Annotated in this window: 19 protein-coding genes; 6 read left to right on the top strand and 13 right to left on the bottom strand. The window is 69.1% G+C overall.

Annotated features, from left to right (window positions below; all coding sequences use genetic code 11):
- The first annotated feature begins 22 nt into the window (after window positions 1-22).
- Together B0920_RS03645 and B0920_RS03640 are read left to right on the top strand one after the other, a co-directional pair.
- Window positions 23-355, top strand: a complete 333-nt coding sequence (locus B0920_RS03645; RefSeq protein ID WP_078031204.1) for a hypothetical protein — start codon at window positions 23-25, stop codon at window positions 353-355.
- 131 nt (window positions 356-486) lie between these two features.
- Entirely contained in the window at window positions 487-861 is a 375-nt protein-coding gene (locus B0920_RS03640; protein ID WP_143745633.1) for a hypothetical protein, read from the top strand.
- A gap of 60 nt (window positions 862-921) precedes the next feature.
- Here B0920_RS03640 and B0920_RS03635 read toward each other — a convergent pair whose 3' ends face one another.
- From B0920_RS03635 to B0920_RS03620, 4 genes are all read right to left on the bottom strand, one after another.
- Window positions 922-3,051, bottom strand: a complete 2,130-nt coding sequence (locus tag B0920_RS03635; protein ID WP_078031202.1) for a bifunctional diguanylate cyclase/phosphodiesterase — start codon at window positions 3,049-3,051, stop codon at window positions 922-924.
- Window positions 3,052-3,170: 119 nt separating this feature from the next.
- Window positions 3,171-3,794 carry an amino acid ABC transporter permease gene (locus B0920_RS03630; RefSeq protein ID WP_078033273.1) on the bottom strand — a complete coding sequence of 208 codons (624 nt, stop codon included), beginning with the start codon at window positions 3,792-3,794 and terminating at the stop codon, window positions 3,171-3,173.
- Between the two features lie 74 nt (window positions 3,795-3,868).
- Window positions 3,869-4,681 (bottom strand): transporter substrate-binding domain-containing protein, encoded by an 813-nt coding sequence (locus tag B0920_RS03625; protein WP_078031201.1) that lies wholly within the window; start codon window positions 4,679-4,681, stop codon window positions 3,869-3,871.
- A gap of 487 nt (window positions 4,682-5,168) precedes the next feature.
- Window positions 5,169-6,269: a Gfo/Idh/MocA family protein gene (locus tag B0920_RS03620; RefSeq protein WP_078031200.1), complete on the bottom strand. Its 1,101-nt coding sequence runs from the start codon at window positions 6,267-6,269 to the stop codon at window positions 5,169-5,171.
- A 152-nt stretch (window positions 6,270-6,421) separates the two neighbouring features.
- Between B0920_RS03620 and B0920_RS03615 the strand changes: the two genes are divergently transcribed.
- Entirely contained in the window at window positions 6,422-7,375 is a 954-nt protein-coding gene (locus tag B0920_RS03615; protein WP_078031199.1) for an SMP-30/gluconolactonase/LRE family protein, read from the top strand.
- A gap of 19 nt (window positions 7,376-7,394) precedes the next feature.
- Here the strand turns inward: B0920_RS03615 and B0920_RS03610 are convergent, their stop codons facing one another.
- The 5 genes from B0920_RS03610 to B0920_RS03590 all read right to left on the bottom strand — a co-directional run bounded on the left by B0920_RS03610 (window position 7,395) and on the right by B0920_RS03590 (window position 9,939).
- The gene (locus B0920_RS03610) at window positions 7,395-7,799 is read right to left on the bottom strand and encodes a hypothetical protein (RefSeq protein WP_078033272.1); all 405 of its coding nucleotides are present in this window, start codon (window positions 7,797-7,799) and stop codon (window positions 7,395-7,397) included.
- A gap of 40 nt (window positions 7,800-7,839) precedes the next feature.
- Window positions 7,840-8,301, bottom strand: coding sequence for a metallophosphoesterase family protein (locus tag B0920_RS03605; protein WP_078031198.1), 462 nt, complete (start codon window positions 8,299-8,301; stop codon window positions 7,840-7,842).
- Between the two features lie 4 nt (window positions 8,302-8,305).
- Window positions 8,306-8,599: a DUF378 domain-containing protein gene (locus B0920_RS03600; RefSeq protein WP_218669334.1), complete on the bottom strand. Its 294-nt coding sequence runs from the start codon at window positions 8,597-8,599 to the stop codon at window positions 8,306-8,308.
- A gap of 112 nt (window positions 8,600-8,711) precedes the next feature.
- The gene (locus B0920_RS03595; protein WP_078031196.1) at window positions 8,712-9,335 is read right to left on the bottom strand and encodes a DUF882 domain-containing protein; all 624 of its coding nucleotides are present in this window, start codon (window positions 9,333-9,335) and stop codon (window positions 8,712-8,714) included.
- Window positions 9,336-9,405: 70 nt separating this feature from the next.
- Window positions 9,406-9,939: a GNAT family N-acetyltransferase gene (locus B0920_RS03590; RefSeq protein ID WP_078031195.1), complete on the bottom strand. Its 534-nt coding sequence runs from the start codon at window positions 9,937-9,939 to the stop codon at window positions 9,406-9,408.
- Window positions 9,940-10,141: 202 nt separating this feature from the next.
- Here B0920_RS03590 and B0920_RS03585 point away from each other — a divergent pair, with 202 nt between their 5' ends.
- On the top strand, window positions 10,142-11,158 hold the full coding sequence (locus B0920_RS03585) for a sulfate ABC transporter substrate-binding protein (RefSeq protein WP_078031194.1): 1,017 nt from the start codon (window positions 10,142-10,144) through the stop codon (window positions 11,156-11,158).
- 291 nt (window positions 11,159-11,449) lie between these two features.
- The gene (locus B0920_RS03580) at window positions 11,450-12,421 is read left to right on the top strand and encodes a serine hydrolase (RefSeq protein ID WP_078031193.1); all 972 of its coding nucleotides are present in this window, start codon (window positions 11,450-11,452) and stop codon (window positions 12,419-12,421) included.
- 67 nt (window positions 12,422-12,488) lie between these two features.
- Here the strand turns inward: B0920_RS03580 and B0920_RS03575 are convergent, their stop codons facing one another.
- The gene (locus B0920_RS03575; RefSeq protein ID WP_078031192.1) at window positions 12,489-13,274 is read right to left on the bottom strand and encodes an NAD(P)H-dependent oxidoreductase; all 786 of its coding nucleotides are present in this window, start codon (window positions 13,272-13,274) and stop codon (window positions 12,489-12,491) included.
- An 87-nt stretch (window positions 13,275-13,361) separates the two neighbouring features.
- Between B0920_RS03575 and B0920_RS03570 the strand changes: the two genes are divergently transcribed.
- On the top strand, window positions 13,362-14,279 hold the full coding sequence (locus tag B0920_RS03570; protein WP_078031191.1) for a LysR family transcriptional regulator: 918 nt from the start codon (window positions 13,362-13,364) through the stop codon (window positions 14,277-14,279).
- Here the strand turns inward: B0920_RS03570 and recD are convergent.
- Genes recD through recC form a run of 3 tightly spaced genes read right to left on the bottom strand, consistent with a single transcriptional unit; the run spans window position 14,276 to window position 23,242 of the window.
- Window positions 14,276-16,213 (bottom strand): exodeoxyribonuclease V subunit alpha, encoded by a 1,938-nt coding sequence (gene recD / locus B0920_RS03565; protein WP_078033271.1) that lies wholly within the window; start codon window positions 16,211-16,213, stop codon window positions 14,276-14,278. The genes B0920_RS03570 and recD overlap by 4 nt on opposite strands.
- Window positions 16,200-19,841: an exodeoxyribonuclease V subunit beta gene (gene recB / locus B0920_RS03560; RefSeq protein ID WP_078031190.1), complete on the bottom strand. Its 3,642-nt coding sequence runs from the start codon at window positions 19,839-19,841 to the stop codon at window positions 16,200-16,202. The genes recD and recB overlap by 14 nt, the downstream gene beginning before the upstream one ends.
- Window positions 19,838-23,242, bottom strand: a complete 3,405-nt coding sequence (recC, locus tag B0920_RS03555) for an exodeoxyribonuclease V subunit gamma (protein WP_078031189.1) — start codon at window positions 23,240-23,242, stop codon at window positions 19,838-19,840. Before recC ends, recB begins: the two co-directional genes overlap by 4 nt.
- Window positions 23,243-23,370 lie beyond the last annotated feature (128 nt).

The following is a 23,370-nucleotide window of genomic DNA, read 5'->3' as shown; positions in this document are numbered from 1 at the left end:
CGACATCCACGAGGAGACGAGCATGGGCGAGAACAAGGGACACCAGCAGAAGGGCCGCAACTACGACGAACTGAGCGGCGTCGGCACCTCATCCGCAGGCATCACCGGCACCACGGGCAATCTGAACGACAAGGGCAGGGACGGCGGTGTCGGCATGCCACCCGCGAGCGACGCCGGCAACCGGCAATCCGTCGAGCGCGAACAGAATGGCGATCTCCCGGCGCTGGGCGATGGCGGCCGTGGCCCCGCGCGCCAGCGCCAGGGCGCGCAAGGCGACAGCCAGCAACAAGAGCAGGATCCTCAATTGCAAGGGCAGGCCGGCGACACGACCGGGCTGCAGAAGGGCAATACCTGAACATTGTCCGCTCGATGTTGCCCAGAGTGTGCAAGACCAGTCCTACAAACCCGACTCACCGACTCCGATTGTCGATGTCAGCAGGAGGCCTATTATCGGTCTTCCAAACCACTCAATCGGAGGAGACAGCCATGGGTGATAAACAAGGAATGGGCAACAAAGGGCAAGGCCAGCAGGACCAGCAAGGTTCCAACCTGGGTCAAGGCCAGCAGTCCGGCAGCCAACAATCCGGACGGCAACAAGGCAGCCAGCAGTCCGGGATGAACCAGGGTAGCCAGCAGTCGGGCCTGAACCAGGGCGGCCAGCAATCCGGACGTCAGAACAGTCAGCAACCCGGACGTCAGGACAACCAGCAATCAGGCCAGCAAGGCAGCCAGCAACGTGGCCAGCACGCCTCGGGCGGCACGCCGGCTCTCGACGACCTCGACCAGAAAGGGGAAAGCGCCAAGGACGCATCCCAGGCCTGGAGCCAGGACAGCGGGAACCAGCAGCGCGACAAGCGCTAGCCTCCCGGTTTTCACACTTCCATCCGCGCCCGCCGCCCCGGCGGCCGGGCGCAAGAGGCGTCAAGCCCTGGCGCCTGCCGCGCGCTCCAGGTCCCCGGCCGTCATCGGCCCACCCACCGCGTGACCCTGGGCGAAATCGCAGCCGACTTCGCGCAACAGCGCGCGCTGCACCTCGGTATCGACGCCTTCCGCCACCACCTGCATGCCCAGCTTGTGCGCCATCGCGATGATGGCCTCGCACACCGCCAGCCCGTTGGCCTCGCGGTCGAGTGCGTCGACAAAGCAATGATCGATCTTCACGTAGTCGAGTTCATACCGCACCAGGTGGGACATCGAGGAGTATCCGCCGCTAAAGCGATCGAGCGCCACCTGCAGGCCCAAGGCGCGCTGGGGACGCAGCCGCTCGATCACGGCGTCCATGCCCTCGAGCAGCATGCCCTCGCCGATCTCGACCACCACGCTGCGTGGCGGCAGCTCGCGTCCCCGCAGGAAGTCCAGCCAGGCGTCATACTGGCCCGGCTCGCGCCTGCTCTGGGTGGGCGTCTTGTTGACGCAGACCTGGAAATGCGGGTCGCAGCAGCGCTGCCAGCGCTCGACCTGCACGGCGGCCTGGCGTAATACCCAGTCGCCGATCTCGACCATCAGGCTGCCCGGCTCGGCGAAGGGCAGGAACTCGGCCGGCCGCAGCAAGCCGCGGCGCGGATGGCGCCAGCGCAGAAAGGCTTCGGCTTTGCGGATCTTTCCGTCGCCCAGGGCGGCGATGGGCTGGTACAGCAGTTCCAGCTGGCCGCCGTCGAGGGCTTCGCGCAGTTCAGCAGCAAGGGCCTGGCGCGCGAACAAGGCCTGCTGGGCGCCGTCGGTGTAATAGCCATAGCGATTGCGGCCGTCGTTCTTGGCCTCGTACATGGCCTGGTCGGCGCGCGCCATCAGGTCGCACACCTGGGTCGCGTCGGCCGGATACAGGGCGATGCCGATCGAAGCCGAGACTTCGGCGCGCGTCCCCGCCAGCTCGAAGGGCGCGGCGAGCTTGTCGACCAGCGCCTGCGCGATCCGGTCGACGGTCTCGATCCGGTCCAGGCTGGAAAGCACCACGGTGAACTCGTCCCCACCCAAGCGGCCGATGGTGTCGGTGGCGCGCACGCAGGCGCCGATGCGCTGGGCGGCGTCGGCGAGCAGCCGGTCTCCGGCAGCATGTCCAAGCCGGTCGTTGACCTCCTTGAAGTGGTCGAGGTCGATGAACAGCAGGGCCAGCAAGGCGGCGCTGCGGTCGGCGCGCCTCACCTCCTGGGCGAGCCTGTCCATGAACATGTGGCGGTTGGGCAGACCGGTCAGGTCGTCGTAGTTGGCCTGGTGCCAGATGCGCGCCGCCGCCGCCCGCCGGGCGGTGACGTCGTCGACCAAAGCCAGCGCGCCCATGTAGCGGCCGCTCGCATCGAAGAGCGGGTTGAGCGCGACGCAGGTCCACAACTCCTTGCCGTCGCTGCGCACGAACTTGAATTCGTAGCGCCGCACCTCCCCCTGGCGCCGGCGCACGATATTGCGCTCGAGCAGGGCCTTCCCCTCCTCGTCCATGAAGCGCGATACGGGCTGGCCGAGTATGTCCTCGATCGCATAGCCGAGCAGCGCCGCCATGCGTGGATTGACGAAACTGGTATTGCCGTGGGCGTCGACTTCCCACACGCCCTCGTCTGCGCAATGCACGATGCGGCGCAGGCGTTCTTCCGAACGCAGCAGGGCGTCGAAGGCGCCGCCGGCCGGCTCCGCCACCACGCGGCAGGCGCGGCTGCCGACGTCGAAGCTGCCCAGCAGGCGCATCGGCAACTCGCCGCCATCCTCCATGCGCAGGGTCATCCGCCTATGGACCTCGCCCGCGTTGGCGGCGACCTCGGCCAGGAAAGCGGCGCACTCTTTCGGCGCGAGCGCCAGCTCGGACAGTGCCTTGCCCGTGAGGGCGGCGCGGGTGGCGCCGAGCAGCCGCGCGGCGCACAGATTGGCTTGGAGGATGAGACCGTCCACGCCGACCAGAAAAAAGCCGAAGGGCGCGAGCAGGAAGAGTTCGTTGTACCCGACCGTCGGCTGGGCCGGCGGCGAGAAACTGGCCCCGGGCGGGGCGCAGGATGCGGCGTCAGGGCTGTGTGCGTCCCCGTGCTGGGGAGAGGCCGCGGCCGGCCGCCAGGGGCCGTGTTCCATATTTCCTCCGCCGAACATTTCCGACTGTCAGTATTTGAGAAAAGACTAACACCGGTCAATTCGGCTGTCGAGTGTCGTTGTTTTTATGCAATCAGCGTAAAAACAAGCGCTTGGACCTGTCAGCGGGCCTGGTGGGCGCGGTTCAGGCGGCGTTCGGCACGGCGCTGGAGGAACTCGAAAAACAGGCTCAGGCACCAGTAGATGACGGCGGCGGCGATGTAGAGCGGCAGCGGCTGGAAGGTCACCGCGATCACTTCCTTGGTGGCCAGCATGAGCTCGGTCAGCGCGATCACCGACACCAGGGAGGTGTCCTTGATGAGGCTGATCAGGGTATTGCTCATGGAGGGCACGGCCACCCTCAGCGCCTGCGGCAGGATGATGTAGCCCAGGGTTTGCCAGTAGCCCAGGCCGAGGCTGAAGCTGGCCCGCCACTGCCCTTCGCTGACGCTGCGGATGGCGCCGCGCAGGCTTTCGGACAGGTAGGCGCCCGCATTGAGCGAGAGCGCCAGCACGCCGGCGGTGACCGGGGTGAACTCGATGCCCACGGTCGGCAGGCCGTAGTAGATGACGAAGATCTGCACCAGCAGCGGCGTGCCGCGCATGATGCTGACGTAGAGGCTGGCAGGCGCGCGCAGCAGGCGCCAGGGCGCGATGCGCATCAGGGCCACGGGGAAGCCGAGCGCCAGCCCGCCCACCATCGAGGCCACCGCGAACAGCAGGGTGTAGCCGGCGCCGGTCAGCATGACGGGCGCGGCCTCGCGCAACAGGGTAGCCAGCTGGGCGAACTGGGCGCCCAGGGATGCGGCGTCGGCCGCGGTCACTTCGGAACCTGGCTGGCGTCGGTGCCGAACCACTTCACCGACAGCTGGCGTAGGCTGCCGTCGGCGCGGGCGTCGTTAATGATCTTGTCGACCGCCGCCTTGAACTGCGGATTCCCCTTACGCATCGCCACGCCCATGCGCTCGACCGCGCCCACGCGTGGGCCGGCCTTGATCGGGAGCTGGGAATTCTTGAGCAGGTAGGCCACCATCAGGCTGTCGTTGAGGGCGGCGTCGATGCGGCCGAAGGCCAGGTCCTGCAAGTTCTCGGGCGCGGCCGGATAGCTCTTCACCTCGATCCCGGGCACGGCCTTGGCCTGCTGCTCGAACACGCTGCCCTGCCCCACGCCGAGCTTGCGGCCCTTGAGGTCGTCCAGGCTGGCATAGGTGGCGCGCTCGTTCTTGCGCACGATGAGCTGGGGGCTGGAATAGGTATAGGGCGCCGAGAAATCGAAGGCCTGCTCGCGCTTGGGGGTGATGCCGACCTGGCTGACGATCACGTCGTACTTGCCGGCCGCCAGGCCGGCCAGGATGGCGGCCCACTCGGTGGTCACGAATTCGGGTTTCAGGCCCAGTTTGCCGGCGACCAGGCGCGCGACGTCGACGTCGTAGCCGGCCAGCTGGCCGGTCTTGGGATCCTTGAAGTTAAACGGAGGATAGGTGCCTTCCATCGCGATGCGCAGGGTGCCGCGCGCCTTGGCTTGCGCCAGCAGCTCGGCCGCCATGGCGCCCGGCGCGCTCAACAGGCTGAGGCCGGCCACCAGTCCCAGGGTCAGGGCGGCGCGCCGTCCCGCTGTGTTCCACTTGCCCATCACTTTACTCCGTACAACAATCGAGCTGACTTTATAACCGAAAACGGGTGGGGGTGCATAGGGTTCCGGAACGGGCGTGGTCCATGCACATGACGGTTGACGGCGTCCGCATGCCAAGAAGGTCGCCCGCCCACCAACCGCGTCGCCCCCGTCAACCAACGACGTCGCCCCCGCCCACCTAGAACGTCGTCCCTGCCCACCTATAACGTCGTCCCCGCCCACCTATAACGTCGCCCCCGCCAACCTATAACGTCGTCCCCGCCCACCTATAGCGCCGCCCCCGCCCACCTACAACGTCGCCCCTGCCCACCTACAACGTCGCCCCCGCGAAGGCGGGGGCCCAAGTTCTGCATGCGTATCGGCAGCGGATCAAACTTGGGCCCCCGCCTTCGCGGGGGCGACGGGGTTACTGCGGGGGCTAGGGGTTAGTGCGGGGGCGACGGGGTTACTGCGGGGGCTAGGGGTTAGTGCGGGGGCGACGGTGGGACTAGAGCGTAATCCGCCGCTTCTCCCGCGCCGAGCGGTACACCGCCTCGATGATGCGGATGTCGCGCAGCCCCTCCTCCCCCGGCACGATCGGCTCGCGGTTCTGTAGCACGCACTCGGACAGGTGATCGAGCTGGCGCGCGAATTGGTTGGCGCCCACGTCCTTGGGCGTGATCTCGGTCTCGCGCCCCTTGCCCACCCACAGCCGGTTGCCCTTGTAGGCCGTGCCCGGCTCCATCTCGATGCGGCCCTTGTCGCCCATCAGCAGGATGTGGTTCTGGTTGGCGCTGTACATCGACATGCAGGACCCAATCACCCCCGACGGAAACTCGAGCTGGAAGTCGATCATGTCCTCGACCTCGCGGAAGCGCGGGTCGGACCTGTCGGTGGTCTCCTTGGCATACAGCGCCACCGGCTCCTCGCCCGTCATGTAGCGCGCCGCCTGCAGCGCATAGATGCCGATGTCCATCATCGAACCGCCACCCGACATCGCCTTCTTCAGGCGCCAGGCATTGGGGTTGCTGAAGTTGAAACCGTGCTCGGAACGGAAATAGCGCAGCTTGCCGATCTCGCCGGCGCGCGCGCGGCGGATCGCCTCCAGGTTGAAAGGCTCGAAATGGCAGCGATAACCGATCATCAGCTTCTTGCCGGCCTGCTTGCAGGCGGCGATCATGGCCTCGCATTCGGCCGAATTCATGGCCATCGGCTTTTCGCACAGCACGTGCTTGCCCGCCTTGGCAGCGCGGATCGTGTACTCGGCGTGCATCGATACCGGCAGGCAGACATAGACGATGTCGATGTCCGGATTGTCGCGGATGCTGTCGTAGTTCTGGTAGTTGTAGATGTTCTTCTCGGGGACGCCGTACTCGGCCGCCACCCGCTTGGCCTTGGCCGCGTCGCCGCTGACCAGGGCCACCAGGCGGCTGTGCTGGCAATCCTTGAACTGGGGGATGATCACGCCCAGTCCATAGCCGCCCAGGCCGACGATGGCGTAGCCCAGCTTGCGCCCCGGATTCTGTGCCCACACGGGAGCGCCCACCGCACCTGCCGCCAGCGCCCCGCCGGCAGCCAGGACGACGTTGCGCCGATTCAGATCAATCATGCCTATCTCCTGTTATTCGATTCGTTATCGTGTCCGCGCACCGGCAGCATTTCCTTCCGGAGCTTAACAAGGATACAATCGTTTCCAGACAAATGGTAGCGTTATCAAACGACGCGCGCGTGCTGCCCGCCACTACACCACGGAGACCCCCGATGAGCCGATTTCTGCCCGCCCTTTCCACCCCTGCCCGCCAGGTTTCGCTGAGCCTGCTGGCTTTGCTGGCCGCCGCCGGCGCCGCCCAGGCCGCCTCCTGCGGCAAGCCGCCCTCGGGCGAGCTGAGCGCCGAGCGGGTGGCCGCCGTCACCCCCTCGCGCAGCGAACCCGGCTTGTACGAGGGACCGGTCTGGATCAAGGACGCGCTCTACTTCTCCGACTTCGCCTTTTCCAAGGGCTTCCCCTCGCGCGTGCGTAAGCTGGCCCTGGACGGCAGCGTCAGCACCGCGATCGAGGACAGCGGCAGCAACGGCCTGGCGGTCGACGCCAAGGGCGGCCTGGTGGCCGCGACGCATAATCACAAGGCCTTGTCGCGCTACGAGCTCGCCAGCGGGGCGCGCAGCGCGCTGGCCGAGCGCTACGAAGGCAATGTGTTCAACTCGCCGAACGACATCGCCATCGCCGCCGACGGCAGCATCTACTTCACCGACCCCGACTGGCAAAAGGCGGCCGCGCCCGGCGGCCAGCCGGTGACCGGCATCTACCGCGTCGGCACGGACGGCAAGGTGAGCCTGGTGGACGGCTCGCGCCCCAATCCGAACGGGATCGCGCTGTCGCCGAAGGGCGACGTGCTGTACGTGAATGCCAGTGACGGCGCCTTGCGCGCCTACCCCATCGTCAAGGGCCAGCCGCAGGCCGGCCGCGACCTGGTCAAGGGCATCGAGGGCGGCGACGGCATGACGGTCGATTGCCACGGCAACCTCTACGTCACCGAGCACGGCGCCAAGCGCGTGCGCGTGTTCTCGCCCAAGGGGAAGGAACTGGCCACGATCCGGGTCGACGCCAACGTCACCAATGCCGCCTTCGGCGGCCTGGACGGCAAGACGCTTTACATTACCGGCGCTGCGGCGCTGTGGCAGATCCGCCTGGACGTGTCGGGCAAGCCCTATTGAGGTGGGAAGGCCGGCCGGCTTACCAGCTGCGCCGGCCCTGCGACCCGAAGTGGTGGCCCGTCACCAGGGTGGTGCTCTCGACCAGGATCGACAGGCCGAGGATGAGCTGGACCAGCTTGTCGTCGGTCAGCACCCAGATCTGGCCGCGCGGCGACTCGGCCCCGGTGGCGGCCGAGATCAGCGGCGCGATCCAGGCCGCCTCCGGCTCGACGTCGAGGACAACGGCGTCGGCCGTGGTCTGCATATAGACATTGCCGCCCTCGCCCAGGGTGAAGCAGATGCCGACCCCGGTTTCCTGCGGCCGGATCAGTTCCTGCATGGCGCGGTTGTGCTCGTCGATCCAGAGTTCGACGTCCTGCGGCGTCTCGAGGGGAGTCCAGGGGCGGGGTTTGAAACGGGGAGTGGCGTCGGGAGGGGTGCTCATCAGCTGCGGCAATCTTGATCGTGGCCGCTATTCTAACCGCCTAGCCCAGGTCGAGGGTGACTATCCGCGCCTGGACCCGGCCCTGCTCGATCCTGAGTTCGCCGACCGAGACCGGCAGCGAAAAGCGGCGCGGACCGGCGCTGCCCGGGTTCACGAACAGCACGCCGCCGCGTTCCACGCAGGACGGCTTATGCGAATGCCCGTACACCACCACGCGCAGGCCCTGCGCGGCCGGATCGAGGTCGAGCTCCTTGAGGTCGTGGATGACGAGGATGGCGACGCCGTCCAGCTCCAGGCGCGCGGTCGCGGGCAGGTCCTGGGCCCAGGCGCCGCGGTCGTTGTTGCCGCGCACGACGGTGAGGGGCGCCAGCGCGCGCAGCGGCGCGAGGATCTCGGGGCCGGTGATGTCGCCGGCGTGGATCAGGTGCCCGCTGCCCCGCAGGGCGGCGAGCGCCTGCGGGCGCAGCAAGCCATGCGTGTCGGAAATCAGCCCGACCCGCATCGCGCTATCGGGAGCGCTTGCTGCCGGCCATCTTGGCGGTGGTGTAGACCGAGTACAGGGCGGCCACGCCGACCAGGACATACACCACCCGGGTCAGGGCGCTGCCCGGACCGAACAGGGTCGCGACCATGTCGACGTCGAACAGGCCGACCATGCCCCAGTTGAGGCCACCGATGATCAGGAGCGCCATCGCCAGGTAGTCCAGCGCGGACATGGCGGAGCGTTGATGCAGGCGCGTGGATACACGGCGTTCGCCGGTGACCCTGCGGTCCATGGTGGGTGCGTTCATCGTTGCCATCTCAGCCTCCTTAAAAAAAAGACATGATCAGCCGGGGCATGCCCGCCCCGGCCATGACAACCTATACTATAGCAAGCGCTCCAAGCCGCTCGCACGGGTCGTTAAGGATGGCTTAACCCTTCCAGGTCCGCTGCAGGCCCGTGTCGGCGTGGATCCAGCCGCCCTTGGGGCCGTTGCGGTAGTAGTAGCCGACCCCGCCCTGGCGGAAGCTGCGGATCAGGCCGCCCAGCACTTCCTCGCTCAGGCTGCCGATCCGGATGTCGGCCGCCTTGCCCAGCATGTGCAGGGACTTGCGGGCGGCCGGAATGCCTTCCTCGATCAGGCGCTTGTTCGAGGCTTCCGTGCGGTAGCCGGACAGGATCTCGAGCGGCTGGTTCATGCCATAGCGGGCGATGAAGGCCTGGGTGCCCCACAGCATTTCGAGCAGCTTGGGATCGATCGGCGCGGTTTCGCGGCCATTGACGTCGCGCAGGATGTGGCACAGCTCCTGGTAGGCGGAATCGATCACTTCGCCGTCCTTCCAGTACAGGACATTGGCGCGCTCGCCGCTGGCCGGGCGCACCAGGGACAGGGTGCGCGGCTTGAGCCAGAAGTCGATGTCGAGCAGCTGCGCGTCGAACAGGTCGGGCGGCGGACTCAGGTCGGTGGTTTGCGCGCTGGCGACCAGGGGAGCGCCGACGGCGCCCAGGGCGCACAAGCTGGCGCCCTGCTGAAGGAAATCTCTACGTGAAACCATAAGGAACTCAACTTTGCGAGACGCGTACTATAGCGCAAGGAAGAGGCGCGCAACAGCGCAATGAAGGTGCTTAGCCGCTGCAGTTGCAAAAACGCTTGCGCGCGCCCCCGGCCTCGGCCTCGCAGGCGCCGTCCATGCGTTTCCAGAGCAGGTCGCATTCGAGGCCGAAGCAGGACTTTTCCTTACCGGCGTTCAGGTAGCCATGGCGCTCGAAGAAGCTGCTGGCGCCCGCCGGGCTGTGCAGATAGAGCTTGCCGATGCTCCAGGCGCGCGCCTGGTCCTCGAGCGCGCCCAGCAGGGCGCGGCCGACGCCACAGCGCAGCGCTTCGGGCAGCACGTAGCAGAGGGCGACCTTGCCGGCCTGGGTCAGCAGGGCCATCCCGACCAGCTGCCCCTCGCTCTCGGCGACCAGGGCGAAATTGCTGGGCGTGGAAAACCAGGCGGACACGGTGGACGGGGTCTTGTTGCCGAGCCAGGAACCCAGGACCTGGGGGCAGTTCCCGTGGTCGTCCTGGCGGCATTCCTCGATGGAACGGCGCAGCAGGGAGCAGGCGGCAGGCGCGTCGGCAGGGACTGCCTTGCGGATTTCAATTCGAGTGGACATCAATCATTGATATTGAAAACGGACACAAACGAGCGCCGCCGGCGCGTCGCGTGGCCTCGACTATACACCGAAAGTGAGAGGCTCTGCTTTCGCAGCGCACAATGGCGAACCACGTATATCTTTATGAGAAATCTATTGTTCCGTTCCCGGATAAAAATGAGGAAGATGTATCCTGTGCATTAACTATTTCAAGCGAGAATACATGACCACCACTCCGCATACCTTGCGCCGTTCCTTCCTGGCCCTGGCCGTCGCCCTCGGCGCCGCCCTGCCCTTCGGCGCCAGCGCCGCCGACACCGAGCTGCTCAACGTGTCGTATGACGTGGCGCGCGAGCTCTACAAGGAAGTGAATCCGGCCTTCATCGCGGCCTACAAGCAGCAGACCGGCGAAACCGTGACCATCAAGCAGTCGCACGGCGGCTCCAGCAAGCAGGCGCGCGCGGTGGCCGACGGCCTGGAAGCCTCGGTGGTGACCATGAACCAGGCCAATGACATCGACATGCTGGCCGAGCGCGGCCTGGTGGCGAAGGATTGGGCCAAGAAGTTCCCGAACAACGCCGCGCCCTATTACTCGACCATGGTCTACCTGGTGCGCAAGGGCAATCCGAAGCAGATCCGCAACTGGGAAGACCTGGCCCGCCCCGGCGTGCAGGTGATCATCCCCAATCCCAAGACCGCCGGCAACGGCCGCTACACCTACCTCGCGGCCTGGGGCTCGGTGATCAAGAAGGGCGGCAACGAGCAGCAGGCGCGCGACCTGGTGAGCCGCATCTTCAAGAACGTCCCCATCCTGGACGCCGGCGGACGCGCCGCCACCACCACCTTCACCCAGCGCCAGATCGGCGACGTGCTGGTGACCTTCGAGAACGAGGTGAGCATGGTGCGCGCCGAGTTCGGCGACAACTTCGAAGTGGTCTACCCCTCGGTCTCGATCCTGGCCGAGTCGCCGGTGGCCGTGGTCGACAAGGTGGTCGACCGCCGCAACCAGCGCAAGCAGGCCACCGCCTACCTGAACTTCCTGTACTCGCCGCAAGGCCAGGAGATCGGCGCCAAGCACTACCTGCGCGTGCGTAACGACGCGGTGATGAAGAAATACGCCGCGAACTATCGTCCGATCAGCCTGTTCACCGTGGACGAACTGTTCGGCGGCTGGCAGAAGGCCCAGGACCGCCACTTCGACGACGGCGGCGAGTTCGACAAGATCTACTCGAGCAAGTAAGCGTTTCGTCGCCCTGTTCCAGGCCCCGCCGCGTGCGGGGCTTGTCGTTTTGCTGCCGCCACCTCGCCCTGTATACGGATGAGCTCCCTGTAGTCCTCCCGACAAGACTTGAGGCTGGAATGCGAAAATTTCCGTAAAAATCCCCTTTCCATAGGGGATTTTGCTTGTACGCCATAGACATGCTGCGGAAAACGATGCTATCTTCCAACTTGTAGTTGCCCTACAGACAGATGTTGATTGCGCGCCGTCCTGGCGCCCTGACGTCAACCCAACCCGGATTCCATACCCAACATGTTGAAAAAACTGTTTGCCACTGTATTGATGTCGATGTCGGCTGCCGCGATCGCAGTGCCGCTCGGCTCGCAATCGGTGCTCGTGGTCGAAGACGATACCGGCAAGGTACTGCTCGAGAAAAATGCCGATGCAGTGGTGCCCATCGCTTCCCTGACCAAGCTGATGACCGCGATGGTCGTGCTCGACGCCCGCCAGAACATGGACGAGCTGATCGAGATCGATTCCAGCGACGTCGACCGCGTCAAGCACAGCAGCTCGCGGGTGCCGGTCGGCGCCCACATCACGCGCCGCGACGTGCTCGCCCTGGCCCTGATGTCGTCCGACAACCGCGCCGCCGCCGCCCTCGCCCGCACCTTCCCGGGCGGCCCGGAGGGCTTCAAGGCCGCCGTGCGCCGCAAGACCGCCGCCCTGGGCATGAGCCAGACCGTGATCGAGGAGCCGACCGGCCTGTCGCCGCACAACCGCTCGACCGCGGGCGACCTGGTCAAGATGGCCGTGGCGTCCAGCAAGTACCCCGAGATCACCGCCATGACCACCGAGTCCAGGGATCTCATCAACATCAATGGCCGCGAAGTCGAATACCGCAACACCAACCGCCTGGTGGGCGCCAAGGGCTGGGACATCGGCCTGTCGAAGACCGGCTACACCCGCGAGGCGGGCCGCTGCCTGATCATGAACATCAAGCACGCGGGCAAGAACGCCACCATGGTGCTGCTCAACGCCAGCGCCTCGTCGGCGCGCATCATGGACGCGCTGAACATCCGCCGCTTCATCTCGGGCGACGAGCCGGTGACTCGCGTGGCCAGGGCCACCAACCGTGCGCCGCGCTTCAAGGCCTCGACCGACGGTCCGCGCATCAAGGCCAGCGCCAAGCGCCTGCGCACCAAGGCGGCGCCCAGCAGCAAGGTCAAGGTCGTCAAGAAGCGCACCAGCGCCAAGGTCAAGACGAGCCGCAAGCGCCGCAACTGATCTGGAAACGCATCGACCCCGCTTCGGCGGGGTCTTTTTTTTGTGGCTGCCAATGGGCGGGGCGGGATCAGGCGCCGCGAGCAAGGTGAACGGCGTAGCCCCGTTCTCCCGGAGCGATCTCCTCGCGCAGGGTCAGCGCAGGGATGGCGTAATCCCCGCCATTCTGGCGCCGGAAGGGCAGCGGCCCGGCGCTCCACAGGGTATCCAGCCGGCGGCCCAGGGCCTCGGTCGTGGCCGCGAACTTGTCCGCGTCCATGCGGCTGGTCCGGTAGACGACGTGCGGCGGCATCACCTCGAAGCCAGGGTAGAACAGGACCCCGTGCTGGATCGGAAACAGCAGGTCCTCGATCGGGCCGTTGATGCCGCGCGGGCCGTAATGCGACTCCCAGCCGCCCGCGGTCACCACCAGCATGGCCCGCTTGCCGGCCAAATTCCCTTCCCCGTAGCGGTCGCCCCAGCGCTGGTCCGAGTGCTCGCCGACACCGTAGCCGAAACCGTTCGCGAACACGCGCTCGACCCAGCCCTTGAGGATCGCCGGCATCGAGAACCACCACAGCGGGAACTGCAGGATCAGCGCATCGGCCCGGCGCAGCTTGTCCTGTTCGAGCGCGATGTCGGCACTCTGGGTGCCGCCCTGGTAGGCCGCGCGCGAGTCGAGCGCGGGGTCGAAGCGCGCCTGCGGATCGCGGTCCAGCCGGTCGGCGCCGTCCAGGGCGGGCTTCCAGCCCATCGCGTAGAGGTCGGACACCTCCACCACATGCCCGGCGCGGCGCAGGTGCTGGACCATGAAATCATTGAGCGCGCCGTTCAGGGAGCGGCGTTCGGGATGGGCATAGACGATCAGGACGTGCATGGCAGGACTCCTTGTGGATGAGATGAGCCCATCGTAGCGGCCGGCGAGGTATAGTAGAAATGAATTATCAATACACCAGCTATTGCCATGCTTAATGCCTCGAATCCGCTGTCCCGCCTCGACCTGAACCTGCTGCTGACCCTGGACGCCCTGCTGGCCGAGCACAACGTCACGCGCGCCGCCGAGCGCCTGCATTTGTCCCAGCCCTCGGTGAGCGTGCAGCTGGCCAGGCTGCGCGAAGCCTTCGACGATCCGCTGCTGCTGCCCGGCCCGCGCGGCATGCGCCCCACGGCGCGCGCCGACGCCCTGCGCGAACCGCTCAGGCTGGCCCTCGAAGCGCTGGGCCGCGCCATCGCGCCCGACGCCCCCTTCGACCCGGCCACGGCCACCCACACCTGGCATGTAGCCGCCTTCGACTATGGCGAGACCGCCATCCTGCTGCCGGCCCTGGCCGCGCTGCGCGCCGCGGCGCCGGGCACGCGGCTGGCGGTCCTGAACCTGCCCCCGGCCGAGATCGCGAAGGAAGCCGAGCGCGGCAAGGTCGACCTGGCCCTGCGCAACGCCGAGAACGCCGCCCAGGGCATGCGCAGCCGCAGCCTGCTGCACGAGCGCTACGTCCTGGCGGGGCGCGCCGGCCACCCCGCCCTGCGCCGCCGGCCCAGCCTGGAGCGCTTCCGGCAACTCGAACACGCGATCGTGTCGCCCGAGGGCGGCGGCTTCCACGGACCGGCCGACGAGGTGCTGGCCGGCCTGGGCTTGAAGCGCAAGGTGGCGCTCTCGGTGCCCCACTTCCTGTTCCTGCTGGAGGTGCTGGCCAGCACCGACATGGTGGCCCTGCTGCCCGAGCGGCTGCTGGCCCACGGCCACGGATTGAAGGCGGTCGAGCCGCCGATCGCGGTGCCGGGCTTCGAGATGCTGATGCTGTGGCCGGAGCGCGTGCACCGCGACCCGGCCCATCGCTGGCTGCGCGAACAGATCGCCGCCGCGGTGCGCAAGCGTGACTAGCGCGCGATCATGGCGCGCAACCCGCTGGCCCGGTGGGTGCGGCGCGCGATGGCGTCATGCAGCACCTCGCCGGCCGGCGTGACGAGGGTGAAGATCTCGCTGGCGCGGGTGATGCCGGTGTAGACCAGCTCGCGCGTGAGGATGGCGCTGCGCTCGCGCGGCAGGGCCAGCACGGTGTGGCGGAATTCCGAGCCCTGCGACTTGTGCACCGTCATCGCGAACGCCGTCTCGACGTTGCGCAGGCGGGTGGCCAGCACGCTGCGCACCGTGTCGCCTTCGAGGAAGTAGACGCGCAGCGAACCGGGGCGCGCCGGGTCAGGCAAAGTCAGGCCGATGTCGCCGTTGAACACGCCTGTGCCGTAGTCGTTGCGGGTCACCATGACCGGCCGCCCGACATACCATTCACCGCCGCGGCGCAGCAGGCGTGCCGCTTCCAGGCGCTGGCCGATGGCCTCGTTCAGGCCGCTCACGCCCCACTCGCCCTCGCGCACCGCGCACAGGATGCGGAAGGCCTCGAAGCGCTGCAGCACCTGGCGCACCCAGTCGTCGTGCACGCCCTGGGGTCCGGCCTGGAGCAGCTCCAGGTAGGCGCCATAGCCCGATTGCGCCAGCTGCAGCAGCTGCTGGGGCTGGGCCTGGTCGATCCAGCGCACGCTGGCATCGCCCTCGCGCAGCACGGCGTCGGCGCCGGCGGCGTCGCCGGCGTTCACGGCCAGGGCCAGGCGCCCGATCGGGCCGCCGAAGCGGCGGCTGTGGCGCAGCATCACGGTCTGCTGGGCCAGCGGGCCGCCCGCGCCGGCGTAGTCGGGCGGAATGTCCTCGCCGCTGGCCGCGCGCACGTAGTCCAGGGTCTCGGGCGCGTACAGGCCGGCCTGGGCGTCGTGGCACAGGTCGCCCAGCACCGCGCCCGCCTCCACCGAGGCCAGCTGGTCCTTATCGCCCAGCAGGATCAGGGTCGCGGACGGCGGCAGCGCGTCCAGCAGGCAGGCCATCATTTCCAGGTGCACCATCGAAGCCTCGTCGACGATCAGGACGTCGACCTCGAGCGGATTGCCGCGATGGTGGGCGAAGCTGCGGCTGTCGGGGCGCGCGCCCAGCAGGCTGTGCAGGGTGCGCGCCGCGCCCATGCGGGCGGTCAGTTCGCGCAGCGGCAGGCGCGCGCCGACCCGCTCCGCCAGCTCGTTCAGGGCCTTGTCGATCGACTGCTTGAGGCGCGCCGCCGCCTTGCCCGTGGGCGCGGCCAGGGCGACGCGCTGGCTGCCGGCCTGGGGCGCGGTCGCGAACAGCAGCGCCAGCAGGCGCGCCACGGTATAGGTCTTGCCGGTGCCGGGGCCGCCGGTGATGATCCCGACCGCGCCGCGCAGCGCGATCGCGCAGGCCAGCTTCTGCCAGTCCGGCTTCTCGGCCGCGCGCTGCGAGGCGAACAGCAGGTCCAGCCATTCGCGCACGGCCGGCGCGTCGACCGCACGGCGGGCCACGGCGCGCTCGCGCACCGACTGCGCCACCAGCAGTTCGTCGCGCCAGTAGCGGCGCAGGTAGAGGCGCTCGCCGTCCAGCACCAGCGGCTCGTCGTAGTCGAATTCGCCCACCTGCCAGACCTGGGCGCAGGCGCCCAGCTGCGCGGCCCAGGCCTTGGCGCTCCTGGGAAGGGGCGCTGCGGCCGTCGCCAGCGTCTTCCACTGCTCCTCGCTCCAGCCCAGCAGGGTGGCCGGGCCCTCGGCCAGGTCGGCCAGCTGCAGGCAGCTGTGACCATGCCCTTCGAGCTCGGACAGCACGGTGGCGGCCAGCACCAGCGCCGGCGGCGGCGCGGCCGGCGCATCGAGCGAGGCGACGAAGCGGGCGAAGGCGCCGGACAGGCGGCGCAGCTCGCCGGCCTCGGTCAGGCGCGCGATCTCGGCCCACAGGGCCTGGATGTCGGGTTCAGTCCTGGCCATGGCCATCCTTGTCGAGCAGGCGTTCCAGGCCGCCAAGCAGTTCCAGGTCCGGCGCCAGCAGGCAGCAGCCACGCGTGGCCGGGTTGGCGATCCCGCGCAGGAACAGGAACACGGCGCCGCCGAGCTGGCGCCGCGGTTCGTAGGCGGCGCCCAGGCGCGCGCGCAGCAGACGGTGCAGGGCCAGCATGTAGATCGTGCCCTGGATGTCGTAGCGGTGCTCCAGCATCCCGGCCTGCATCGCGGCCTGGGTGTAGGCGGCGTCGCCGGGGCCCAGCGCGTTCGACTTGTAGTCCAGCACCCAGTAGCGCCCCTGGTGCTCGAACACCAGGTCGGCGAAGCCCTTGAGCATGCCGTGCAGGGCGCGCTCCGGCAGGACAGGCCGCTCGGCCCCTTGGAACAGGTGGGCGCGGCACAGGCGGTCGAGCTGCGGCAGGGCCAGGCGCTCGCTGGGGAACCAGAACTCCATCTCGGGCACCACCGCGTCCAGGTCAGCCAGGGCCGCGCCCAGCGGCGGCAGCGGGGTGGCGAGCACCGCGCGCAGCCAGGCCAGGGCGTCGTCCAGGCGGTGGCCCCAGCCGGCGCGCTCGATGCGCTGGGCCAGGCGCGCCTCGCAGGCGGGATCGTCGAGGCAGCCGAAGCCCTCCCCGGCCAGCCATTCGAGCTGCTCGTGCATGAAGTTGCCCGGCACCGAGCCGCGCGGGAAGCGGTGCCAGGGCGCGTCCTCGATGCGCGGCGGGCTGGCCAGTTGCGGGTCTTCTTCCATCAGGGTCTGGTCCTGGGCCCGCATCGGGGTCGGCGGCGCGATCGCATGGCGGGTGAGCGAGGTGAAGGAACCGATCGCCCAGTCGCGCTCGAAGCTCGCCTCGTAGCGTGGCGGCGCCAGCAGGTCGGGGCGCTCGTCCTCGCGCGCGAAGGCGGTCGGGCGCTCGGCCGCTTCCAGGTCGTGCACGACGATGCAATCGAGCCCGCCGCGCAACTGTTCGAGGCGGTCGCGCAGGCTCTCCACCGGAATCGGCTCGCCCCCGCCCAGCAGGTAGCCGAAAGCCGATTCGTGCAGGCGGTTCTTGCCGCGATGGAGGACCACGGCCGCGCCCAGCCACAGGTAGTGGCGGGCGCGCGTGAGCGCCACGTAGAACAGGCGCAGGTCTTCTTCCAGGCGGGCGCGGTCGACCGCCGCCTGGGCCTCCTGGCTCAGGGCCAGGTCGAGGCGCCGTTCGCCGTCCTCGCCCACGTATTCGAAGAAGGCGCGGTTGGTCTTGTCCACCGGGCGCGCGGTGACCGCGAACGGCAGGTAGACCAGCGGGTATTCGAGGCCCTTGGACTTGTGCACCGTGACCACCTTGACCAGCTCGGCGTCGCTCTCCAGGCGCAGCACGCGCTCGTCACCGCCCTCGCCCAGGCCTTCGATCTGCTCGGCGAACCAGCGGATCAGGGCCTGCTCGCCTTCCAGCTGGGTGCTGGCTTCCTGCAGCAGCTCGGCCAGGTGCAGCAGGTTGGTCAGGCGCCGCTCGCCGCCCGGCGCGCGCAGCAGGCGCGCCGGCAGCCCGAGCTCGTGGATGAAGCGGCGCAGCATGGCCAGCACGCCCTGGCGCTGCCAGCAGGCGTGCAGGGCCTTGAGCTGCTCGACCCGCGTCTCCCAGGCCAGTTCGTCGTGCGAGAAGCGCGCCAGCTCGGACAGCGGCAGGTCCGCCGTGCGGGTGGCGAAGGCGGCGCGCGCCAGGGCGCCGTCGAGCGGATTGGCGACCGCGTACAGCCAGCGCAGCACGTCGCCCGCCTCCTCGCTCTCGACCACCGAGTCCTTGTCGGACAGGTAGACGCTGGCCACCATGCGCCGCACCAGCGCGCGGCGGATGGCGGCGGCTTCGCGCCGGTCGCGCACCAGGATCGCGATATCGGCCGGCATCAGGCGCCGGAAGCGCTCGCCGTCCGCGAAGCCGACCCGCTCGTCGTTGAGCAGGCCGACGATGTGCTCGGCGCAGTGGTGGGCGAAGTAGTCGCGGTAGTCCTCGGCCTTCATGTCCTCGAGGTCGTAGCAGGCCACGTTCAGGGCGTGGTCCGCGCCCAGCCCCACCAGGCGCTCGCGGTGGCCCTTGGCCTCGACCGGCTCGAAAGGCAGCGGGTTGGTTTCGCCGCGGCGGAAGCGGAAGGCGCCGGCCGGGTAGCCCGGATTGCCCTCGTGCCCTTCGGCGTGGCGGAACAGCTGGTTCACCGCATCCACCAGCCGGGTGGTGGAACGGTAGTTCGTGCCCAGCATGTAGTGGCGGCCCTCGGTGGCGCGGCGCGCCGCCAGGTAGCTGTGGATGTCGGCGCCGCGGAAGCCGTAGATCGACTGCTTGGGGTCGCCGATCAGGAACAGGCCCTGCTGCGGCTCGTTGGCGGCCACCCGGTACAGCAGGTCAAAGATGCGGTACTGGTCGGGCGAGGTGTCCTGGAATTCGTCGACCATCGCCACCGGGAACTGCTCGACGATGCGGCGGCGCAGCGCCTCGCCGTTCTCGCCTTCCAGGCAGTCCTTGAGGCGCTCGAGCATGTCGGCGAAGCCGAACTGGCGGTTGCGGCGCTTCAGTTCGCGCATGCGGCCGGCGATGTGGGCCGCCGCGTGGCGCAGCAGCGCATGCGCGAGCGGATCGATCAGGCCCAGGTCTTCGCGCAGCTGCTCGGTGCAGTCGAAGCAGACCGGCACCTCGGTCTCGAAGCCCTTGCCGAAGGCGTCGCGTATGCCGGTGGTGGTCAAGCGCTTCCAGGCGGTGTCGGGCAGGTCAGGCGCATGCAGGTCGGGGTCGGCGGCCCAGGCGCGCAGGGCGTCGAACCACTTCGGCAGCGACTCGGCGCGCATCTTGTTGCCGTTGAAGCACTTCGGATTCTTTTCGCGGTGGCCGGCGATCCAACGCTCCATCTCGTCGGCGCGGGCGTACCAGCCGGTCTTGAGCAGGGCCAGCTGGGCGCGGCGCGCGCCCAGCAGGCGCCCGACCATCGCGCCCAGGGGCTCGGCCTCGACCTCGCCCAGCAGCGCGGTGCGCTGCACCAGTTCGCGCACCCCGCTCTTCAGGGCCTCGACGCCGCTCCAGCAGTCCAGCACCGCCGCCAGCGCCTCCGCGCCGAGCGGGTAGACGTGCTGGCGCCAGTAGTCGTGGGCGGCGTCCTCGAACAGCGCGCGCTCGTCGGTGACCAGCTCCTCGTCGAACAGGCTGCCGCTGTCGAAGGCGTGCTCGCGCAGCATGCGCTGGCACCAGGCGTCGATGGTGAAGATCGCCGCCTCGTCCATGGTCTCGGCGGCCAGCATCAGGCGGTGGGCGGCGGCGCTGCGCGCCGGGCCTTCCGGATAGGCGTCGAGTAGGTCGCGCAGATAGGGGTCGATCAGGTCCAGCTCGCCCCGGAAGAAGGCGGCCGCCTGCACCAGGCGCTCGCGCACGCGGTTCGACAGCTCGCGCGTGGCTGCGCGGGTGAAGGTCATCACCAGGATCTCGGACGGCAGCAAGGGCCGCGCGAAGCCGTCCTCGCCGCCATGGCCGAGCACCAGGCGCAGGTAGAGCGCGGCGATGGTCCAGGTCTTGCCGGTGCCGGCCGAGGCCTCGATCAGGCGCGAGCCATGCAGCGGGAAGGAGAGCGGATCGAGCAGCGCGCTCATGCTTCCTCCGGAGCGAGGGCCGTGACCGTGACCTGCCCGTCCAGCCAGTGCGCAAGCGGGCCGTAGAGCTTGAGCGCCACCTGCGGCCAGTCACCGGCGGCGCTCAGGCTCTCGAAGTCCGGCCACAGCCGCGCCAGGCAGGGCTCCTGCACTTCGCCGGCCTGCTCGAAGCCGCCGTCGTAGGTCGCGCGCGCGTCGCCCTCGGCCAGGTAGGCCAGCGCGGTCTTGCAGGCCACCGCCAGCGGGTGGTCGAGGTTGTCGCGCCACAGGCGCGCCAGTTCGCGCAGGGTCTCCTGGGCGGCGCCGGCGTCCAGCGGGGCCATCTCGACGATGGCGTCGCGCGCCACCAGGTAGCCGGCCACCGGCGTGCCGCAGGCGGCGCTGGCCAGCTGGCGCAGCCAGGGCCCGATCAGCTTGTCGCCGCGCGGCTTGCCGGCCTTGTCCAGCACCTTGGACGAGATCTGCACCAGCCAGGCGCTGCGCTCGCCGTCGCTGCGCAGGCGGTCGATCCAGTCTTCCAGCACCAGGCCGTCGTCGAACACCAGGCTCACCGCCAGCTTGGGCGCGGCCTGGGGGAAGCGCTGGCCCAGGCGCAGCCAGCTGCTGCGCACCGGGACCAGGCCGCGCACCAGCTCTTCCTGCCACTGGCGGCCCAGCAGGCCGATCGGCAGCACGCCCTCGCGCGCCAGGCGCTCGGCGCGCGCGCTGAGCACGGCGCGCACCTCGTCGAGGCGCTCGGCCGGGCCGCTGTCGTCCAGCAGGTGGTCCTCGATGAAGAAGCGCTCCAGCGCGTCGAGGGCGAAGGGTTCCTCGTCCTCGCCGACCACGGCGGACTCGGTGAAGCTCACGCCCAGGCGGCGGCGGAAGAAGTAGCGCGCCGGCTGGCGCAGGAAGTTGGCCAGCTCGCCCAGGCGCAGCACGAAGCCCGGCTCGAGCTCGAAGGCCGGCAGTGAATCCGTATTGGCGCCACCCGCGCCCGCTTCGCCACCTTCGTCGCCGCCGTGGGCCGAGCGCCATTCGCCCGCATAGGTGAGCAGCCCGCCGCGCTCGAAGTAGCGGCGGCTGAAGGGCTGCAGCGCGTGCTCGGTGGTGCGCTCGGACAGGTCGAGCTTCCAGCCGTTGACCAGGTAGTCGCGCAATTGGGACACCAGCACCGAGGCCGGCTGCTCGCTGTTGTCGCGCACGTTGCGCCCCACCCAGCTGACGTAAAGCTTGTCGCGCGCGGCCAGCAGGGCCTCCAGCATCAGGTAGCGGTCGTCGTCGCGGCGCGAGCGGTCGCCCGGGCGCGCCATGCCGGGCAGCGCGAGCAGGTCGAAGTCGGCCTGCTGCGCGCGGCGCGGGAAGTCGCCGTCGTTCATGCCCAGCAGGCAGACCACGCGGAAAGGCACGGCGCGCATCGGCATCAGGGTGCAGAAAGTCACGCCGCCCGAGACGAACTGGTGGTTCAGGGTCGGCTGGTCGAGCTGGGCCAGCCACGCTTCGCGCAGCACCGCCAGCGAGACCGGCTCCTCGAAGCCGGCCGAATCGGTGGTCTCGAGCCAGCATTGCAGGGCTTCGTTCAACTGGGCCAGGGTCAGGCGCTCGCTCTCGTCCTGGGCGCTGAAGAAGGCGGCCAGCAGGCCGCGCGCCGCCTCGCCCCAGGCGCGCGGGCTGCGCGCCGTGGCCAGCAGCGCGCGCCATTCGAGCAGGCTTTCCACCAGCTGGGCGAGCGAGCCCGCCAGGGCGGCGTCCAGCCCGCCCACCTCGGCATAGGGTTCGATCTCGCCGAAGCTGCGTCCGGGGCCGCTGGCGTAGCCGAGCAGCATGCGCCGCACGCCGAAGATCCAGGCGTTCTGCTCGCCCGCCGAGCCCAGGCCCAGGCCGTCGCGGTGGTCGCGGTCCAGGCCCCAGCGCACCCCGGCGCCCTCGATCCAGCGGCCGAGGATGGGCAGGTCTTCCTCCTGCAGGCCGAAGCGGCGCGCCACCGCCGGCACGTCGAGCAGGTCGCGTACCTCGCTCTGGCGGCAGCGCTGCTGGGGCAGGCGCAGCAGCCATTCGACCGCCACCAGCAGCGGGTTGACGCTGCGGTCGCGCACGTCGCCGATCTCGAAGGGAATGTGGCGCGGGTCGCTGCGCCGGTGCTGGTCGAACACCGCGTGGATGGCGGCCGAGAACACGTCGATGTCGGGCACCATCACCACCACGTCGCGCGGACGCAGGTTGGGGTCCTGGGCGAACCAGGACAGCAGCTGGTCGTGCAGCACCTCGACTTCGCGCTGGACGCTGTGGGTGATGTGGAATTCGATGGAGCGGTCTTGCGGCGGAGGCGGCGTCCCCGGGTGCTCGGACAGGGGCAGCAGGTCGCGCACCGCGGCCTGGGCCTGGGCCAGCAGGGTCTCGCCTTCGTCTTCCGGGAACAGGTCGACGCGCAGATTGCCGTAGTTGGCCCCCTCGCCGCTGTCGAATTCGTCGAGCATGCGCACGAAGTCGCGTCCCTGGCGCCCCCAGCTCGCCAGCAGCGGGTGGCTGTGGGCGTGCAGTTCCTCGATCGGCACTTGACCCAGGTCGGCGCCGGCGCGCAGGGGCTGGCGGCGGCGCGCGGCGCGCAGCAGCTCGCGTCCCTCGATGATGTCGCCCCAGTAGAAGCGGCAGGGATTCGGCACCGCCACCAGCACCTGGGTGTGCAGCGAAAGCGCGGCGATGCCCTGCAGGGTCTGGTAAGGCAGGGTCGACATGCCGAACAGGATCACGCGGCGCGGCAGGCGCGAGACCGGCTCGCGGCCTTCGAGATTGGCGGCCAGGAATTGCTGGTGGATGGTGGCGCGGCCGGAAAAGCGCTGCTCCGGCGGCACGCTGGCGTGGACCGCGCGCCACAGGCAGGCCTGCCAGCGCTGGTCCGGACCGAGCGGCAGCGGGTCGCCGACGGCGCGGCGCAACTGGTCACGGCCGGCGGCCCAGTCGATCAGCCAGTCGGCGCGGTAGACCTGGTACTGGTCGTACAGGTCGGCCAGGCGCTCGGCCAGCTGCAGGCGGCGCTCGGCGTCGCCGTCGGCCAGGAAGCGCGCCAGCGGCTCGTAGCCGGGTTCGTGCAGCAGGCCGGGCAGCAGGCGCATCAGGCGCCAGGTGAGCGGATCGCGGTCGAAGGGCGAGCGGGTCGGGACGCGCTCGCGTCCCAGCATGCCGCGGTAGGCGTCCCACATGAAGCGCGCCGGCAGGGCCACGCGGGTGGCCGCGCACACGCCCAGCTCCTCGGCCAGGGCGATCTTGAGCCACTCGGCCACGCCGTTCGATTGCACCAGGATGATCTCTTCCTCGAGCGGCCCGAGGGGGTGCTGGCGCATCCAGTCGAACACGGCGCTGCGCAGCAACTCCATGTGGTTGCCGTGCAGGATTAACAAGCCGGGATTGATCGGAGATGCCATGGTGTCGTTGCGAACTGCTCAAGGGCACAGGATACCCTGTTTGACCGCTCGGCGGTAGTGTTGACAAAGCGCCCAGGAGCGCGGTCGCCGGGCGCCGCTCGGGCTTGGGCGGCGGTTCAGCGTGTCGG

Source organism: Massilia sp. KIM, assembly GCF_002007115.1.
Taxonomy (GTDB): domain Bacteria; phylum Pseudomonadota; class Gammaproteobacteria; order Burkholderiales; family Burkholderiaceae_D; genus Telluria.
Note: the sequence above shows the minus strand (reverse complement) of the source record. Positions and strands in the feature narration are given on the sequence as shown.

Excerpts from the sequence above, each read along its gene's own strand:
- B0920_RS03645 (WP_078031204.1), top strand. The coding sequence starts at position 23 with ATGGGCGAGAACAAGGGACACCAGCAGAAGGGCCGCAACTACGACGAA.
- B0920_RS03640 (WP_143745633.1), top strand. The coding sequence starts at position 487 with ATGGGTGATAAACAAGGAATGGGCAACAAAGGGCAAGGCCAGCAGGAC.
- B0920_RS03635 (WP_078031202.1), bottom strand. The coding sequence starts at position 3,051 with ATGGAACACGGCCCCTGGCGGCCGGCCGCGGCCTCTCCCCAGCACGGG.
- B0920_RS03630 (WP_078033273.1), bottom strand. The coding sequence starts at position 3,794 with ATGCTGACCGGCGCCGGCTACACCCTGCTGTTCGCGGTGGCCTCGATG.
- B0920_RS03625 (WP_078031201.1), bottom strand. The coding sequence starts at position 4,681 with ATGGGCAAGTGGAACACAGCGGGACGGCGCGCCGCCCTGACCCTGGGA.
- B0920_RS03620 (WP_078031200.1), bottom strand. The coding sequence starts at position 6,269 with ATGATTGATCTGAATCGGCGCAACGTCGTCCTGGCTGCCGGCGGGGCG.
- B0920_RS03615 (WP_078031199.1), top strand. The coding sequence starts at position 6,422 with ATGAGCCGATTTCTGCCCGCCCTTTCCACCCCTGCCCGCCAGGTTTCG.
- B0920_RS03610 (WP_078033272.1), bottom strand. The coding sequence starts at position 7,799 with ATGAGCACCCCTCCCGACGCCACTCCCCGTTTCAAACCCCGCCCCTGG.
- B0920_RS03605 (WP_078031198.1), bottom strand. The coding sequence starts at position 8,301 with ATGCGGGTCGGGCTGATTTCCGACACGCATGGCTTGCTGCGCCCGCAG.
- B0920_RS03600 (WP_218669334.1), bottom strand. The coding sequence starts at position 8,599 with ATGGCAACGATGAACGCACCCACCATGGACCGCAGGGTCACCGGCGAA.
- B0920_RS03595 (WP_078031196.1), bottom strand. The coding sequence starts at position 9,335 with ATGGTTTCACGTAGAGATTTCCTTCAGCAGGGCGCCAGCTTGTGCGCC.
- B0920_RS03590 (WP_078031195.1), bottom strand. The coding sequence starts at position 9,939 with ATGTCCACTCGAATTGAAATCCGCAAGGCAGTCCCTGCCGACGCGCCT.
- B0920_RS03585 (WP_078031194.1), top strand. The coding sequence starts at position 10,142 with ATGACCACCACTCCGCATACCTTGCGCCGTTCCTTCCTGGCCCTGGCC.
- B0920_RS03580 (WP_078031193.1), top strand. The coding sequence starts at position 11,450 with ATGTTGAAAAAACTGTTTGCCACTGTATTGATGTCGATGTCGGCTGCC.
- B0920_RS03575 (WP_078031192.1), bottom strand. The coding sequence starts at position 13,274 with ATGCACGTCCTGATCGTCTATGCCCATCCCGAACGCCGCTCCCTGAAC.
- B0920_RS03570 (WP_078031191.1), top strand. The coding sequence starts at position 13,362 with ATGCTTAATGCCTCGAATCCGCTGTCCCGCCTCGACCTGAACCTGCTG.
- recD (WP_078033271.1), bottom strand. The coding sequence starts at position 16,213 with ATGGCCAGGACTGAACCCGACATCCAGGCCCTGTGGGCCGAGATCGCG.
- recB (WP_078031190.1), bottom strand. The coding sequence starts at position 19,841 with ATGAGCGCGCTGCTCGATCCGCTCTCCTTCCCGCTGCATGGCTCGCGC.
- recC (WP_078031189.1), bottom strand. The coding sequence starts at position 23,242 with ATGGCATCTCCGATCAATCCCGGCTTGTTAATCCTGCACGGCAACCAC.